The sequence below is a fragment of the Streptomyces mangrovi genome (genome assembly GCF_900114215.1).
GTDB lineage: Bacteria > Actinomycetota > Actinomycetes > Streptomycetales > Streptomycetaceae > Streptomyces > Streptomyces barkulensis.
Map to the genome: position 1 here is coordinate 221,609 of NZ_FOSG01000003.1, position 14,475 is coordinate 236,083.

Consider the following 14,475-nt stretch of genomic DNA (forward strand, 5'->3'; position numbering starts at 1 on the left):
TGTGCCGTCGCCGCGGCACCCGCCGCGAACCCCGCCCGAGGACCGGGACGGGCGGGGTCCGCGGTACGCGCCGCAGGGCCATACGGCCCTGTGGCAGGGTTGTGACCCACCCGGGACTTGGCATGTCCGTGCGGTACGGCATCCTTCCGGCATGAGCTATCCACCGCCGCGTGGCGGCGCGCACAACCCCGGTCCAGGCGGCGGTTTCGGTCCGCCGCAGGGCTTCGGTCCGCCCGAGCAGCCCGGTCCGCCCGCGGGCGGTTACGGCTATCCGACCCCGGGAGGTCCTCCCGGCCCGCCCGGGGCCCCGGGCGGGCCCGGCGGGTACGGCTACCCCGGCGGTCCCGGCGCGCCCGGCCCCTACCCGCCCCCGCCGGGCGGAGGCGGCGGGGGCAACGGCGGGAAGATCGCCGCGATCATCATCGCCGCGGTGGTCGTCGCGGGGCTGATCGTCGGAGGCGTGCTGCTGGCCGCCGACGGCGGAAGCGGTGAGGACCACCGGGCGAAGCCGGGCGTCACGCCCAGCGACCCGCCCTCCCCCGAGCCCTCCTCCGCCTCGCCCGAGGTGAGCGAGGAGCCGACGGAGGCTCCGACCACCGGCGCGCCCACGCCCGACGTGACGGCGATGCCCAGCGACCTCGTGCTGTACGTGGTGCTCGACCCGGGCACCTGCTTCGACCACCCGTCGCTGAGCAGCGATGTCACCGACGTCGAGGAGCGGCCCTGCGACGAGCCCCACGACGGCGAGGTGATAGCCAACGAGACGATCACCGGCGACTTCGACACCCAGGCGGAGCTGCAGAAGGAGGTCATGTCGCTGTGCAGGGCGGACGTGAAGAAGCGGCTGGCCCGAATGCCGCAGGACAGGACCTACTACTACTACGCCATCTATCCGACGCTCCTGACCTACGAGCGCGGTGAGGACCAGGTCACCTGCTCCCTGACGCTCAGCAACAAGGTGGACGGCCCGGATCTGGACGCGCCGCTGCCGGGCTGACCCCGGGCGCGGTGCGTGGCGTGGGTCGGCACACGGCCGTAGGGTGGCCGTATGTCGACCCACGCCCGGCGCGAACGCCTTCTGCTCGCCGATCTGTTGGAGACCTACGGACCCGAGGCGCCCACCCTGTGCGAGGGGTGGCGGACCAGGGAACTGGCGGCTCACGTCGTGGTGCGCGAGCGCCGCGCGGACGCCGCCGGCGGGATACTGGTCAAGGCACTGCAGCCCCGGCTGGAGCGTGTGCAGCAGGAGTTCGCGGCCAAGCCGTACGAGGAGCTGATCCAGCTCCTCCGCACCGGGCCGCCGCGGATGTCGCCCTTCTCCCTCAAGCAGGTCGACGAGGCGGCCAATACCGTGGAGTTCTTCGTCCACGGTGAGGACGTCCGGCGGGCCCGGCCGGACTGGACGCCGCGCGAGATCGACCCGGTGCTCGCCGACGCCCTGTGGCGGCGGCTGGAGACCACCGCCCGCGCCTACGGCCGCCGGTGCCCGGTCGGCCTGGTGCTGCGCCGCCCCAACGGCCAGGTGGCGGTGGCCCGCAAGGGCGCCCCGGTGGTCACCGTCACCGGCGAGCCCGGTGAGCTGCTCCTCTTCGTCTCCGGCCGGCAGGACTCGGCACGGGTGGAGCTGGAGGGCGACGAGAAGTCCGTGGCGCGCGTACGCGAGGCGAAGCTCGGCCTCTGACGCCCGGGGACCCGGGCCCCCGAGTCCCCGGGTCCCCGGGTCCCCCGAAAGGCTCTCTTCCGGTCGAGCCGACGGCGCGGCTCGGCACGGCGCGGCGGTCCGCGTGTTCGGATGCGCGTCATGGAGACCACCCGGGTACTGCCCGGACTGCACATGTTCGCCTTCGCCGTCGGCCAGGCGTATCTGTGGCGCGATCCCGGTTCACTGACCCTGGTGGACACCGGGACCGCCGGTTCCGGGGCCGCCGGCGCCGAGGCCGTCCGGGAACTGGGCCACGAGCCGGAGGACATCGACCGCATCATCCTGACCCACTTCCACGAGGACCACGCCGGAGGCGCCGCCGAACTCGCCGAACTGACCGGCGCGACCGTCATGGCGCACCGGCTGGACGCGCCGGTCGTCCGGGGCGAGGCGCCCGGTCCGCCGCCGGACTTCACCGACGCGCCCGGCTGGGAGCGCGAGCTGTACGAGAGCCTGCCCCCGCTGCCCCCGGCCCCGCCGTGCCGGGTCGACCGCGAGCTGGCCGACGGCGACATGGTCGACTTCGGCGGCGGGGCGCGGGTCGTGGCCGCGCCCGGTCACACCGACGGCAGCATCGCGCTCCACCTGCCCGCACATGGGGTGCTGTTCACGGGGGACGCGATCGCGAACGTGGAGGGCCGCACCATACTGGGAGTGTTCAACCTCGACCGTGCCCGCGCACTGGAGTCGTTCCACCGGCTGGCCGCCCTGGAGACGGAGACCGCCTGCTTCGGGCACGGCGACCCGATCCCCCGGGAGGCGGGCGCGGCCCTGCGCGGGGCCGCGCGGGCCGCGGTCCGTGGCGGCGTCTGACCCGGCGGCCCGCCAGGCCGCCGGCCTGCCGGGCCGCCGGGTCAGCGCACCGGGTGCCCGGCCTCGCGCAGGGCGTTCTTGACCTGTCCGATGCGCAGATCACCGAAGTGGAAGACGCTCGCGGCCAGTACCGCGTCCGCGCCCGCCTCCACCGCCGGGGCGAAGTCGGCGAGCTTCCCCGCTCCGCCGGAGGCGATGACGGGGATGGTGACGTGCTTGCGGACGGCACCGACCATGGCGATGTCGTAGCCGTCCTTGGTGCCGTCGGCGTCCATGGAGTTGAGCAGGATCTCCCCGGCCCCCAGCTCGGCGGCCCGGTGCGCCCACTGGACCGCGTCGATGCCGGTGCCGCGCCGGCCGCCGTGCGTGGTGACCTCGAAACCGGACGGCGTCACCGTCCCCTCCGGGCAGCGGCGGGCGTCCACCGACAGCACCAGCACCTGGCTGCCGAAGCGCTCGGAGATCTCCCGGATCAGCTCCGGGCGGGCGATGGCGGCGGTGTTGACGCCCACCTTGTCGGCACCCGCGCGCAGCAGTCTGTCCACGTCCTCGGTGGTGCGCACGCCGCCGCCCACCGTCAGCGGGATGAAGACCTGCTCGGCGGTGCGGCGCACCACGTCGTAGGTGGTCTCGCGGTCGCCGGAGGAGGCGGTGATGTCGAGGAAGGTCAGCTCGTCGGCGCCCTCCGCGTCGTACACCTTGGCCATCTCGACCGGGTCGCCGGCGTCGCGCAGGTTCTGGAAGTTGACCCCCTTGACGACCCGGCCGCCGTCCACGTCCAGGCAGGGGATGACTCGTACGGCCAGGGACACTTAGGCGTGCTCCTTCGGGGTGCGGAAGGCTTCGATCTCCACCTCGACCAGTACGCGCGAGTCGACGAAGCCGGAGACGACCACGAGCGTCGCGACGGGGCGGACGGAGCCGAAGACCTCACGGTGGGCGCGGCCCACGTCCTCCACGTCGCGCGCGTGGGTTATGTACATGCGGGTGCGGACGACGGACCGGACGTCCAGACCGAACGGCTCCAGAGCCGCCACGGCGCGCTCGAAGGCGGTCCGGGCCTGGACATACGGGTCGCCCTCGCCCTGGATCGTCCCGTCGACCAGGGGCATCGTGCCCGCGACGAGGATCCGGTCGCCGATCTCGACGGCCCGGGCGAAGCCGATGGTCTCCTCCCAGGGGCTGTCGCTGCGCACGCGCCGGAGCCGCCGGCCGTCTCCGGCCGCCTCCCCGTCAACGTCGCTTTCCCGTCCCACCGCCGCGGACTCCGTCATCGGGACACTGCCTCCAGGGCCTCTTCCAGGGTGAACGCCTTGGCGTAGAGGGCCTTGCCCACGATGGCTCCCTCGACGCCCTCGGGTACCAGGGTGGCGATCGCGCGCAGGTCGTCAAGGGAGGAGACGCCGCCGGAGGCGACGACCGGGCGGTCGGTGGCGGCGCAGACGTCCTTCAGCAGCTGGAGGTTGGGGCCCTTGAGGGTGCCGTCCTTGGCGATGTCGGTGACGACGTAGCGGGCGCAGCCCTCGGAGTTCAGGCGCTCCAGCGTCTCGTAGAGGTCGCCGCCGTCGCGGGTCCAGCCGCGCCCTCGCAGGGTGGTGCCGCGCACGTCGAGGCCGACGGCGATCCTGTCGCCGTGCTCGGCGATCACCTTGGCGACCCACTCGGGGCTCTCCAGCGCGGCGGTGCCCAGGTTCACCCGGGTGCAGCCGGTGGCCAGCGCGGCGGCCAGGGAGGCGTCGTCGCGGATGCCGCCGGAGAGCTCGACCCTGATGTCCATGGTGCGGACGACCTCGGCGATCCGCTCGCGGTTGTCGCCGGTGCCGAACGCGGCGTCCAGATCCACCAGATGCAGCCACTGCGCCCCCGCCCGCTGCCAGGCCAGGGCGGCCTCCAGCGGGTCGCCGTAGGAGGTCTCGGTGCCGGACTCGCCGTGGACGAGGCGGACGGCCTGTCCGTCGCGGACGTCGACGGCGGGGAGGAGTTCGAGACGGTGGGTGCTCATCAGCTGGCGGTCCTAAGGTCCTGGGGATCGGTGGTGGCGGGTGGGGCTAGAGGGTGCTGATCCAGTTGGTCAGCAGCTGCGCGCCGGCGTCGCCGGACTTCTCGGGGTGGAACTGGGTGGCCCACAGCGGGCCGTTCTCCACGGCCGCGACGAACCGCTCGCCGTGGGTGGCCCAGGTGACCCTGGGGGCGGCCATGGCGGGGTTGGTGGTCCGAAGCTCCCAGTCGTGCACGGCGTAGGAGTGCACGAAGTAGTAGCGGGCCTCGGCGGGCAGGCCCGCGAACAGCCTGGAGTCCCCGGGCGCCTCGACGGTGTTCCAGCCCATGTGCGGTACGACGTCCGCCTTGAGCGGGCCGACCGTGCCGGGCCACTCGTCCAGGCCCTCGGCCTCGACGCCGTGCTCGATGCCCCGGCCGAACAGGATCTGCATGCCGACGCAGATGCCCATCACCGGGCGCCCGCCGGCGAGCCGGCGCTCGACGACCCAGTCGCCGCGGGCCTTGCGCAGCCCCGTCATGCAGGCGGCGAAGGCGCCGACGCCGGGCACGAGCAGCCCGTCGGCGTTCATCGCGGTGTCGTAGTCGCCGGTGATCTCCACCTCCGCGCCGGCCCGGGCCAGGGCGCGTTCGGCCGAACGCACGTTGCCGAAGCCGTAGTCGAAGACGACGACCTTCTTCCTCTCGGTCATGACCACACCTCCAGGCGCAGGATTCCGGCGATCAGGGACAGGGCGGCGCCGATGCCGAGCAGGGTGACGACCCCTTTGGGCATCCGCTGCTTCCAGAAGGAGATGGCGCCGCCGAGCAGGAAGAGCCCCACGAAGATCAGCAGAATGGAGACACCGTTCACAGCGTCCCTCCGTGAGCTTCTCCGCCCGCGCGGCACAACGCGGGCATCACGACCGACCGCGGCCCGGCAGCCGCGCGTGCGCCCCCGGCTACCGCCGGGAGGTGCCACCGGCTCACAGGGCGCCCTTGGTGGAGGGGATGCCCGTCTGGCGCGGGTCGATCTCGCCGGCGTGGCGCAGCGCGCGGGCCAGCGCCTTGAACTGGCACTCCACGATGTGGTGCGCGTTGCGCCCGTAGGGGACGTGGACGTGCAGGGCGATCTGTGCCTGGGCGACGAAGGACTCCAGGATGTGCCGGGTCATCGTGGTGTCGTAGCTGCCGATCATCGGCGCCATGTTCTCCGGCTCGCTGTGGACCAGGTACGGCCGTCCCGACAGGTCCACGGTCACCTGGGCGAGGGACTCGTCCAGCGGCACCGAGGCTTGTCCGAAGCGGACGATGCCGCGCTTGTCGCCCAGCGCCTGCCGGAAGGCGGCGCCGAGCGCCAGCGAGCTGTCCTCGATGGTGTGGTGGCTGTCGATGTGCAGGTCGCCCTCGGTCTTGACCCTGAGGTCGAACAGCCCGTGGCGGCCGAGCTGGTCGAGCATGTGGTCGTAGAAGCCGACTCCGGTCGACACGTCGACCTTCCCGGTGCCGTCGAGGTCGATCTCGACGATGACGGAGGTCTCCTTGGTGGTGCGCTCGACGCGACCCACACGGCTCATCGGTTGTTCTCCTTCAGTACTGCGCGTACCGCGTCGAGGAACGCGTCGTTCTCGGCCGGGGTGCCGGCGGTGACCCGCAGCCGGCCCGGCACTCCGTTGTCCCGGACCAGCACGCCCCGCTCCAGCAGCGCCTGCCACACCGCGTGGGCGCCGCCGGGGCCGTCGAAGTTCCCGAACTGCACGAAGTTGGCGTCGGAGTCGGTGACCTCGCAGCCCATCGCCCGCAGCTCGGCCACCAGCCGGTCCCGCTCGTCCTTGAGCTGCCGGACATAACCGAGGAGTGTGTCGGTGTGTTCCAGCGCGGCGAGCGCGGTGGCCTGGGTGACGGCGGACAGGTGGTAGGGCAGGCGTACCAGCTGGACGGCGTCGACGACGGCCGGGTGGGCGGCGAGGTAGCCCAGCCGCAGCCCGGCGGCGCCGAACGCCTTGGACATGGTGCGCGAGACCACCAGGCCCGGGCGGCCGTCGATCAGCGGCAGCAGCGAGGGCCGGTGGCTGAACTCGCCGTAGGCCTCGTCGACGATCACCATGGCGGGCCGGGCGGCCTGGGCTGCGTCGTACAGGGCCAGCACGGTCTCGGCGTCGACGGCCGTGCCGGTGGGGTTGTTGGGCGAGCAGACGAAGACCACGTGCGGCCGGCGCTCGGCGATGACCGCCTTCGCCGCCTCCACGTCGATGGTGAAGTCGTCGTTGCGCGGCCCGGAGATCCAGCCGGTGCCGGTGCCGCGGGCGATCAGGGCGTGCATCGAGTACGAGGGCTCGAAGCCGATCGCGGTGCGCCCCGGGCCGCCGAAGGCCTGGAGGAGCTGCTGGAGCACCTCGTTGGAGCCGTTGGCGGCCCAGACGTTCTCCGCGGTGACCTCGTGCCCGGCGGTGCGGGTCAGGTAGCGGGCCAGCTCGCCGCGCAGCTCCACCGCGTCGCGGTCGGGGTAGCGGTTGAGCTCGCGGGCGGCCTCGGCGACGCGCTCGGCGATGCGGGCCACCAGCGCCTCGGGCAGCGGGTGGGGGTTCTCGTTGGTGTTCAGCCGTACGGGCACGTCCAGCTGCGGCGCCCCGTAGGGGGACTTGCCACGCAGTTCGTCCCGGATGGGCAGGTCGTCGATGCCGGTCACTTTCCCTGGGGCACCTTCCAGTCGAACCTCGCCTTGAGGGCCGCCCCGTGCGCGGGCAGGTCCTCGGCCTCCGCCAGGGTGACCACGTGGTGGGCCACGTCGGCCAGCGCGTCGCGGGTGTAGTCCACGACGTGGATGCCGCGCAGGAAGGACTGCACGGACAGCCCGGAGGAGTGGCAGGCGCAGCCGCCGGTGGGCAGTACGTGGTTGGAGCCGGCGCAGTAGTCGCCCAGCGAGACCGGGGCCCAGGGGCCGACGAAGACCGCGCCCGCGTTGCGGACCCGGGCGGCGACGGCGGCGGCGTCCTCGGTCTGGATCTCCAGGTGCTCGGCGGCGTAGGCGTCCACCACCGCCAGGCCCTGGTCCAGGTCGTCCACCAGGATGGTGCCGGACTGCCTCCCGGCCAGCGCCTCGGCGATGCGCTCCTGATGCCTGGTGGAGGCCACCTGACTGGTCAGCTCGGCGTCGACGGCGTCGGCCAGCGCCTCGGAGGGGGTGACCAGGACGGCGGCGGCCAGGGTGTCGTGCTCGGCCTGGCTGATCAGGTCGGCGGCGACGTGGCGGGCGTCGGCGGTGTCGTCGGCGAGGATGGCGATCTCGGTGGGGCCGGCCTCGGAGTCGATGCCGATGCGGCCCTTGAGCAGGCGCTTGGCCGCGGCGACCCAGATGTTGCCGGGGCCGGTGACCAGCTGGACGGGCGCGCACTCCTCGGTGCCGTAGGCGAACATCGCGATCGCCTGGGCGCCGCCGGCGGCGTACACCTCGTCGACGCCCAGCAGGGCGCAGGCGGCCAGGATCGTGGGGTGCGGCAGCCCGGCCGCCCAGTGTCCGGGGACGCCTTTCTGCGGCGGCGAGGCGACGGCCAGCGAACCGACCTCGGCCTCCTGCGCGGGCACGACGTTCATCACCACGGACGACGGGTAGACGGCCCGGCCGCCGGGCACGTACAGGCCCACCCGCTCGACCGGCACCCACCGCTCGGTGACGGTGCCGCCGGGGACGACGCGGACGTTGGAGTCGGTGCGCCGCTGGTCGCGGTGGACGATCCGGGCGCGGCGGATGGACTCCTCCAGCGCCGCCCGCACCGCCGGGTCGAGCTCGGCCAGCGCCTTGTCCAGTGCCTCGGCCGGAACCCGTACGCGCTCCAGCCGCACGCCGTCGAAGCGCTCGTTGTACTCGATCACCGCGGCCGTGCCGCGATGGTGCACCGCGTCGCAGATCGGCCGCACCTTCTCCAGGGCGGCCTCGACGTCGAGTTCGGCTCGGGGCAGCAGCTCCCGCTCGACCCCGGCGGCGGCGAGGTCGCGTCCGCGCAGGTCGAGTCGGGTCATGGATACGGATCGAAGCACGTGTCCCAGTGTCTCAGACGCGATCCGGTGCCCGGCGCTCCGTATCAGTGCGTGATACGCGGTACGGGTGGGCCTGGAGAGGGCATTCAGATGTCAGTGCTGACCGATAGCGTCTTGACCGTCACGCAGTGCCATCTGTGACTTGGGGGACACGTCGTGAGTGATGTTCCGAACAACGGGGATCCGCCGCCCGGTATCCGGCTGACCACCGCGGAGTGGGGCATGTGGCAGGCCTTCCGCAACGGCAGCGAGCACGATCTGCGCTCGGGCGAGGCGGAGCTGGACGACCCGAACGGCGACCACGAGTGGGGGCCGCAGCGGACGGTGCGGGCCCGCGTCGTCGCCCTGCTCCTGCTGCACGGTCCGCCGCCGCTGCTCGGGCGTGTCACGTCCCTGCAGCTGACCGGTGTGTATGTGACGGGGAAGCTGGACCTGTCCGGCGGGACGGTCGAGCCGTACTTCGAGTTCCGGCAGTGCCGTTTCGAGCAGGAGGTGCTGCTGCACGAGTGCCGGCTGGTCACCGCCCGCATGATCGACTGCCATATACCCAGGCTGGAGGCCGCCCGGATGAGCACCGAGGGCGATCTCCACCTGCCGCGCTGCACCATCCCCGGCGGCGTCCGGCTCACCGACGCCTCCATAGGCACGGACCTGATGCTCAACGAGATGACGGTCGGCTGCGGGGAGCGCGTGCGGTCGCTTTCCGCCGACGGGATCCAGGTCGCCCAGGACCTCCAGGCCAGCCTGATGTTCGCCCAGGGGGAGGTGGGCCTGCGCGGTGCGGAGATCGGCGGCTCGCTGTTCATGTACGGCAGCGTCCTGCGCGGCGGCAGCGGACAGTACGCGCTGTACGCGCCGCAGATGACCGTGGAGCACTTCGCCCACTTCGCCTCCTCCGGGCCACGCCGGCTGCCGGTCGTCCACGGCACCACTCCGCCGGGCGGCACCTCCTGGCCTCCTCCGGACGAGCACAGCCACATGGTGCGGCGCGTCAAGCGCTTCGAGTGCACCGGCGGGGTGAAGCTGGACGACGGGAAGTTCGGGGACTCACTGGTGCTGGACGACGCCCGCTTCGACCTCCGGCGCGACCAGGAGCTGTCGCTGCGCCGCGTCCAGACCCCGGAGCTGTGCTTCACCCCCGAGCGGCCGGGCGGCGGCCGGGTGGTGCTCGCCGGGGCGACCGTGGACAACCTGGTGGACAGAGTGGAGAGCTGGCCGGTGGGCGAGGGGCTGTGGATGGCCGGGTTCACCTACCAGAACCTGATCCCGCGCGGCCGTTTCACCCTCGCCCAGCGGCTGCGGTGGCTGGAGACGGCGACACCGGAGTACGCCCCGGAGCCGTACGAGCAGCTCGCGGCGGTGATGCGCAACAGCGGGGAGGACGCGGACGCGCGCGCGGTGCTGCTGGCCAAGCAGCGCCGCCGCCGTGAGACGCTGCCGCTGGCCGCCAAGCTGTGGGGCTACCTGCAGGACTGGACGGTCGCCTACGGCTACCGGCCGGGCCAGGCCGCCCTGTGGATGGCGGTGCTGTGGGCCTCGGGCGCGGTGCTGTTCGCCCGGCGGCCGCCGGCCCCGCTCAAACCGGGGGAGTCGCCGCACTGGAACGCCCCGCTGTACGTCCTGGACCTGCTGCTGCCGGTGATCAACCTGGGGCAGGACAGCCACTGGAAGCCCGCGGGGGCCTATCAGTGGACGGCCGCGGCTCTGATCATGCTCGGCTGGGTGCTGGCCACCACGGTCGCGGCCGGGGCCACCCGGCTGCTGAGGCGTCAGTGAGCGCGCCAGGCGGCCGGACGCGGCGGGCGCGTGCGGCGGGCGGGTGGCGGGGGACGGGGCGCCCCGCCGCGGGGAGGCCGTAGGCTGCGGCTGTGACCACCACGCGCCTACCGATCTTCCCCCTCAACACCGTGCTGTTCCCGGGGCTGGTGCTGCCGCTGAACATCTTCGAGCAGCGGTACCGCGCCCTCATGCGCGACCTGCTGGAGATCCCCGAGAACGCACCGCGCCGCTTCGGGGTGGTCGCCATCCGGGACGGCCGGGAGGTCGCTCCCACCGCGGTCGGGATGCCGGACCCCACGGCGCAGGCCGCCGCCGGGCCGGCCGCGGGCTTCGGCCCCGACCCGATGCGCGCCTTCCACACGGTGGGCTGCGTCGCCGACGCCACGTCCATCCGTGAGCGCTCAGGCGACGGCGAGGAGGCCGGCGAGGACGGGGACGACGACGGGGATCGGGCCGGCGGGAACGGGGGCGGCTACGAGGTGCTCGCCACCGGCACCACCCGCTTCCGGCTGTTGTCCGTCGACGCCTCGGGACCGTATCTGGTCGGCGAGGTCGAGGAGCTGGCGGAGGACGGCGGCGAGGGGGCGGGTGCGCTCGCCTCCGGCGTGCTGCGGGCCTTCCGCGCCTACCAGAAGCAGCTCGCCGGCGCACGGGAGAGGACCCTGGCCGGCGGCCAGGAGCTGCCGGACGAGCCGTCGGTGGTGTCGTACCTGGTGGCCGCCGCCACCGTCCTGGACACTCCGACCAGGCAGCGGCTCCTGCAGGCTCCGGACACCGCCACCCGGCTGGCCGAGGAGCTGAGGATCCTCAGGCGCGAGACGGCGCTGATCGGCAGGCTCCCGTCCGTTCCCGCGGCGGACCTCACCCGCGTACCGACCAGCCCGAACTGACGCCGCCCGGAAACCGGCGCGCCGCCGGGGAACGGCGACCGCACACCAGTACCGACCGACGCGAGGCACGGCGAGAATGGCCAGGAAGAAGCAGAAGACGGGTTCCGGGGGCACCCCGGCGACGGTGGCCGCCACGAGGGCGGGCGTGGACTTCGCCCTCCACTCCTACGAGCACGATCCGGCCGTCGCCTCCTACGGGGAGGAGGCCGCCGAGGCCCTCGGGCTCGACCCGGAGCAGGTGTTCAAGACGCTCGTCGCGGATGTCGACGGCACGCTGACCGTGGCGGTCGTCCCCGTCTCCGGCTCGCTGGACCTCAAGGCGCTGGCCGCGGCGGCCGGCGGCAAGCGGGCCGCGATGGCGGACCCGGCCGCCGCCGAGCGCGCCACGGGCTATGTGCGCGGCGGGATCTCCCCGCTGGGCCAGCGCAGGGCGCTGCCGACGGTGGTGGACGCCTCGGCCGAGGGGCGCCCCACCGTCTGCGTCTCGGCCGGGCGCCGGGGGCTGGAGATCGAGCTGGCCCCCGCCGACCTGGTGAAGCTCACAGGAGCGGTGACGGCGCCGATCGCCCGCTCCCGGTAGCCGTTCCGGAACCGCACCGGCCGCCGGGGGCAGGGGCCTTACGCTCCCGGCCGGTCCTCCGCGCCGCCCGGCGGCGGCCCCCACCCGGGGTGGAGCGGGTGTGCCGGCTCGGGGTCCCGGGGGCCGAACAGGGATGTGAGCGCCAGATGGACCCCCAGCGCGGCCAGCGGCCACGCCAGCAGCGCCCCCTTGGCGTGGAGCTCCAGCGGGGCGTCGAAGACCCTGCCCTCGCCCACGGCCCCGGCCTGGGCGACCACGTCCTGGTCCGGGCCGAGCTGCACGCCCAGCCACCAGGCCAGCAGCGAGCCGGCCAGCGCGCCGGCCGCCAGGCCGATCACCACGCCAACGCCGCCGCGGCGCCGGGCGAGGAAGACCGCGGCCCCGCTCAGCGCGCCGACGCCCAGGGCCAGCAGGACGAACGTGCCGTCGGCGCCGACCGTCTCCTCGCCCTCGGAGTTCTTGAGGTAGACGGCCGTGCCGTCCGAGATCAGCGGAACCCTGGGGGCCAGCCACAACCACAGCAGCCCGAGCGCCACTCCCAGGACCGCCACGGCCACCGCCACCGCCGCGGCTTCGAGGACCTCCCGTCCGGCCGGGGCGCCGCCGTCCCCGCCCTCCACAGGGTTCTCGCCGGGGTCCTTGCCGCGCGGGGCGCTCACCCACGGGTCGTAGGGCGGGGGCGACTGGGACGAGCCGTGGTCCGGGGAAGGAGGCGTCGGTGCGGTCACCCTGCCATCGTGCCAGGTCCGGCCCCCGGCCCGCCGGGCGGTACCGCACACGGCGATCACCCGGCCCGGGCGGCGGTCAGCGCACCGCGGCCCGGCGGTACGCCCAGGCGGCGGCGGCCAGTGCCACGGCTCCGACGGCGGCGCACACTCCCAGGTCGAGGACCACCCGGTCCCAGTGCGGCCGGGGCCCGAGGACGGCGGCCAACGCCTCCACGCCGTACGTCGAGGGCAGCAGGTCCCGCAGCAGCCGGACCGGTTCCGGCAGACCTCCGGCCGGGAGCACGCCCAGCAGCAGGGCCGCCGACATCCCCAGCTGTCCGCAGAGCGTGGCGAGTTCCTGGCGGGGCGCGAGCAGGCCGAGAGCCGCGCCGAGTCCGGCGAGCGCCGCTCCGGCCAGCGGCACCACCGCCGCCAGCAGCCACAGTCCGTCCAGCGGAAGCCCGTAGAGCAGGCAGCCGGCCACCGCGGTGACCGCCGTGCCGGGCGCCGTGAAGGAGGCGTACGCGCCCGCCGTGCCCAGCACCACCGCGGCGGGCGGCACCGGCAGGGTGGCGTAGTGGTCCAGGCCCCCGGAGGCGCGCAGCTGGCCGAAGTACTGGGCGAGGAGGTTGAGCGCGACGAAGGCGACCACCAGCACGCTGGAGCCGGCCACCACCGCCCGCGCCTCCTGTCCGGGGCCGCCGTCGACGACCCCGCGCATCAGGACCATGATCCCGACCGACTGGAAGGTCGCCACGAACAGCAGCGGGATGCGGGCCACCCGGGCCCTGGAGAGCTGCGCCCGGTAGACGGCGCCCAGGGCGGGCCACAGTCTCGCGCCCGGGGCGAGCGGGGCGGCCTTCGCCCCTTCCGCCTCCTCGCGGGTTCCGGCGGCTCCCGGGGCCTCCCGCCGGGTCCTCGCCACGGCCGTGCTCACGCCTTCACCAGACCTTCCGTGTGTCCTCCCAGTGCCAGGTAGACGTCCTCCAGACTCGGCGTGGCGAGGGTGAAGTCGTCCAGCGCGGCGAACGCCGGGCCGCCGGTGACGGCGGCGACCGCCGCGCGCGCCTCCTCGGGGGGCAGCCGCAGCGTCCAGCGGCGGCCCGTCTCCGCGGCGTCCGGGCACAGCGCCGCGACCTCGGGGACCTCCAGCGGCGGCCGGTCGCGCCACACCAGCTCCAGCCGTACGTCCTCGCCGACCATGGACTTCAGGCCGGCCGGGGTGCCGCAGGCGACCGCCCGGCCGCGGTCCATCACCGCGACCCGGTCCAGCACCAGCTCGGCCTCGATGACGTTGTGGGTCACCAGGACCACCGTGGCCCCGCGCTCGGCCCGCCGCCGGTCGACCGCCGCCCACACCGCGCGCCGCGCGACGGGGTCCATGCCGGTGGTCGGCTCGTCCAGCACCAGCAGGGGCCGCTCCCCCACCAGCGCCGCCGCCACACAGGCCAGCCGCCGCTGGCCGCCGGAGAGCCGTTTCAGGGGGCGTGAGGCGATCGTGCCGAGCCCCAGTTCCTCCAGGACCTCGCCGCTCTCCCGCCGCGCGGCCGCCGCGTCCAGACCGCGCAGCCGCCCGGTGGTCTCGGCGGCCAGTGCCACGGTCAGCTCGTCCAGCGCGGTGGACTCCTGGCCGAGGTAGGCCAGCAGCCGCGCGGCCCGCCGCGGATGACGGACCAGATCGTGGCCGAGGACGTCGACGCGCCCGGAGTCGGGGCGCAGCAGCCCGGTGAGCTGCCGCACCAGGGTGGTCTTCCCGGCGCCGTTCGGGCCGAGCAGGCCGAAGACCTCGCCCCGCCGGACGGTCAGGCTGACGTTGTCGCTGGCCCGTACGGCGGCGGTGGCGGGGGCGCCGCGGCGGCCGCGCCGGGCGGGGTAGGTCTTGACCAGGTCGTGGACGCGTACGGCGGTCTCCGCCGGCGTCTCCACGCTGTCCACCGCGTCGCCCACCGCCTGCCCAGTGCCCGTACTCACGAGCTACGAGGGTACGCG

At 74.1% G+C, this 14,475-nt stretch carries 17 protein-coding genes; 6 read left to right on the forward strand and 11 right to left on the reverse strand.

What is annotated here, in order from left to right:
- Positions 1–151 precede the first annotated feature (151 nt).
- The 3 genes from BM237_RS05670 (at position 152) to BM237_RS05680 (ending at position 2,515) form a co-directional block, all read left to right on the forward strand.
- Positions 152–997: a hypothetical protein gene (locus BM237_RS05670; RefSeq protein ID WP_093848391.1), complete on the forward strand. Its 846-nt coding sequence runs from the start codon at positions 152–154 to the stop codon at positions 995–997.
- 51 nt (positions 998–1,048) lie between these two features.
- Positions 1,049–1,681 carry a TIGR03085 family metal-binding protein gene (locus BM237_RS05675; protein ID WP_093848392.1) on the forward strand — a complete coding sequence of 211 codons (633 nt, stop codon included), beginning with the start codon at positions 1,049–1,051 and terminating at the stop codon, positions 1,679–1,681.
- A gap of 120 nt (positions 1,682–1,801) precedes the next feature.
- The gene (locus tag BM237_RS05680; RefSeq protein WP_093848393.1) at positions 1,802–2,515 is read left to right on the forward strand and encodes an MBL fold metallo-hydrolase; all 714 of its coding nucleotides are present in this window, start codon (positions 1,802–1,804) and stop codon (positions 2,513–2,515) included.
- A gap of 41 nt (positions 2,516–2,556) precedes the next feature.
- Here BM237_RS05680 and hisF read toward each other — a convergent pair whose 3' ends face one another.
- From hisF to hisD, 8 genes are all read right to left on the reverse strand, one after another.
- Positions 2,557–3,327 (reverse strand): imidazole glycerol phosphate synthase subunit HisF, encoded by a 771-nt coding sequence (gene hisF / locus BM237_RS05685; protein ID WP_093848394.1) that lies wholly within the window; start codon positions 3,325–3,327, stop codon positions 2,557–2,559.
- Positions 3,328–3,711 carry a RidA family protein gene (locus BM237_RS05690; protein ID WP_245793426.1) on the reverse strand — a complete coding sequence of 128 codons (384 nt, stop codon included), beginning with the start codon at positions 3,709–3,711 and terminating at the stop codon, positions 3,328–3,330.
- Positions 3,712–3,785: 74 nt separating this feature from the next.
- On the reverse strand, positions 3,786–4,517 hold the full coding sequence (gene priA, locus BM237_RS05695; RefSeq protein ID WP_093848396.1) for a bifunctional 1-(5-phosphoribosyl)-5-((5-phosphoribosylamino)methylideneamino)imidazole-4-carboxamide isomerase/phosphoribosylanthranilate isomerase PriA: 732 nt from the start codon (positions 4,515–4,517) through the stop codon (positions 3,786–3,788).
- 46 nt (positions 4,518–4,563) lie between these two features.
- Entirely contained in the window at positions 4,564–5,205 is a 642-nt protein-coding gene (gene hisH / locus BM237_RS05700; RefSeq protein WP_093848397.1) for an imidazole glycerol phosphate synthase subunit HisH, read from the reverse strand.
- On the reverse strand, positions 5,202–5,366 hold the full coding sequence (locus BM237_RS29155) for a hypothetical protein (RefSeq protein WP_165869513.1): 165 nt from the start codon (positions 5,364–5,366) through the stop codon (positions 5,202–5,204). The genes hisH and BM237_RS29155 overlap by 4 nt, the downstream gene beginning before the upstream one ends.
- 112 nt (positions 5,367–5,478) lie before the next feature.
- A complete protein-coding gene (gene hisB / locus BM237_RS05705; RefSeq protein WP_093848398.1) occupies positions 5,479–6,069 on the reverse strand; it encodes an imidazoleglycerol-phosphate dehydratase HisB in 591 nt (196 codons plus the stop codon).
- Complete coding sequence (locus tag BM237_RS05710) at positions 6,066–7,181, reverse strand: histidinol-phosphate transaminase (protein WP_093848399.1); 1,116 nt, start codon at positions 7,179–7,181, stop codon at positions 6,066–6,068. Before BM237_RS05710 ends, hisB begins: the two co-directional genes overlap by 4 nt.
- Positions 7,178–8,512, reverse strand: coding sequence for a histidinol dehydrogenase (gene hisD, locus BM237_RS05715; RefSeq protein ID WP_093848400.1), 1,335 nt, complete (start codon positions 8,510–8,512; stop codon positions 7,178–7,180). The genes BM237_RS05710 and hisD overlap by 4 nt, the downstream gene beginning before the upstream one ends.
- Before the next feature lie 174 nt (positions 8,513–8,686).
- On the opposite strand from hisD, the gene BM237_RS05720 reads away from it, so the two are divergent.
- The 3 genes from BM237_RS05720 (at position 8,687) to ybaK (ending at position 11,779) form a co-directional block, all read left to right on the forward strand.
- Positions 8,687–10,306, forward strand: a complete 1,620-nt coding sequence (locus BM237_RS05720) for an oxidoreductase (protein WP_093848401.1) — start codon at positions 8,687–8,689, stop codon at positions 10,304–10,306.
- Positions 10,307–10,398: 92 nt separating this feature from the next.
- Positions 10,399–11,199 (forward strand): LON peptidase substrate-binding domain-containing protein, encoded by an 801-nt coding sequence (locus BM237_RS05725; protein WP_093848402.1) that lies wholly within the window; start codon positions 10,399–10,401, stop codon positions 11,197–11,199.
- Between the two features lie 76 nt (positions 11,200–11,275).
- Positions 11,276–11,779: a Cys-tRNA(Pro) deacylase gene (ybaK, locus tag BM237_RS05730; protein WP_093848403.1), complete on the forward strand. Its 504-nt coding sequence runs from the start codon at positions 11,276–11,278 to the stop codon at positions 11,777–11,779.
- Positions 11,780–11,817: 38 nt separating this feature from the next.
- Here the strand turns inward: ybaK and BM237_RS05735 are convergent, their stop codons facing one another.
- From BM237_RS05735 to BM237_RS05745, 3 genes are all read right to left on the reverse strand, one after another.
- Complete coding sequence (locus tag BM237_RS05735; RefSeq protein ID WP_425443653.1) at positions 11,818–12,507, reverse strand: hypothetical protein; 690 nt, start codon at positions 12,505–12,507, stop codon at positions 11,818–11,820.
- Between the two features lie 76 nt (positions 12,508–12,583).
- Entirely contained in the window at positions 12,584–13,423 is an 840-nt protein-coding gene (locus tag BM237_RS05740) for an ABC transporter permease (protein WP_093848404.1), read from the reverse strand.
- Entirely contained in the window at positions 13,420–14,457 is a 1,038-nt protein-coding gene (locus BM237_RS05745) for an ABC transporter ATP-binding protein (RefSeq protein WP_425443654.1), read from the reverse strand. The genes BM237_RS05740 and BM237_RS05745 overlap by 4 nt, the downstream gene beginning before the upstream one ends.
- Positions 14,458–14,475: the final 18 nt, after the last annotated feature.

Excerpts from the sequence above, each read along its gene's own strand:
- BM237_RS05680 (WP_093848393.1), top strand. The coding sequence starts at position 1,802 with ATGGAGACCACCCGGGTACTGCCCGGACTGCACATGTTCGCCTTCGCC.
- ybaK (WP_093848403.1), top strand. The coding sequence starts at position 11,276 with ATGGCCAGGAAGAAGCAGAAGACGGGTTCCGGGGGCACCCCGGCGACG.
- BM237_RS05675 (WP_093848392.1), top strand. The coding sequence starts at position 1,049 with ATGTCGACCCACGCCCGGCGCGAACGCCTTCTGCTCGCCGATCTGTTG.
- hisB (WP_093848398.1), bottom strand. The coding sequence starts at position 6,069 with ATGAGCCGTGTGGGTCGCGTCGAGCGCACCACCAAGGAGACCTCCGTC.
- BM237_RS05670 (WP_093848391.1), top strand. The coding sequence starts at position 152 with ATGAGCTATCCACCGCCGCGTGGCGGCGCGCACAACCCCGGTCCAGGC.
- priA (WP_093848396.1), bottom strand. The coding sequence starts at position 4,517 with ATGAGCACCCACCGTCTCGAACTCCTCCCCGCCGTCGACGTCCGCGAC.
- hisD (WP_093848400.1), bottom strand. The coding sequence starts at position 8,512 with ATGACCCGACTCGACCTGCGCGGACGCGACCTCGCCGCCGCCGGGGTC.
- hisH (WP_093848397.1), bottom strand. The coding sequence starts at position 5,205 with ATGACCGAGAGGAAGAAGGTCGTCGTCTTCGACTACGGCTTCGGCAAC.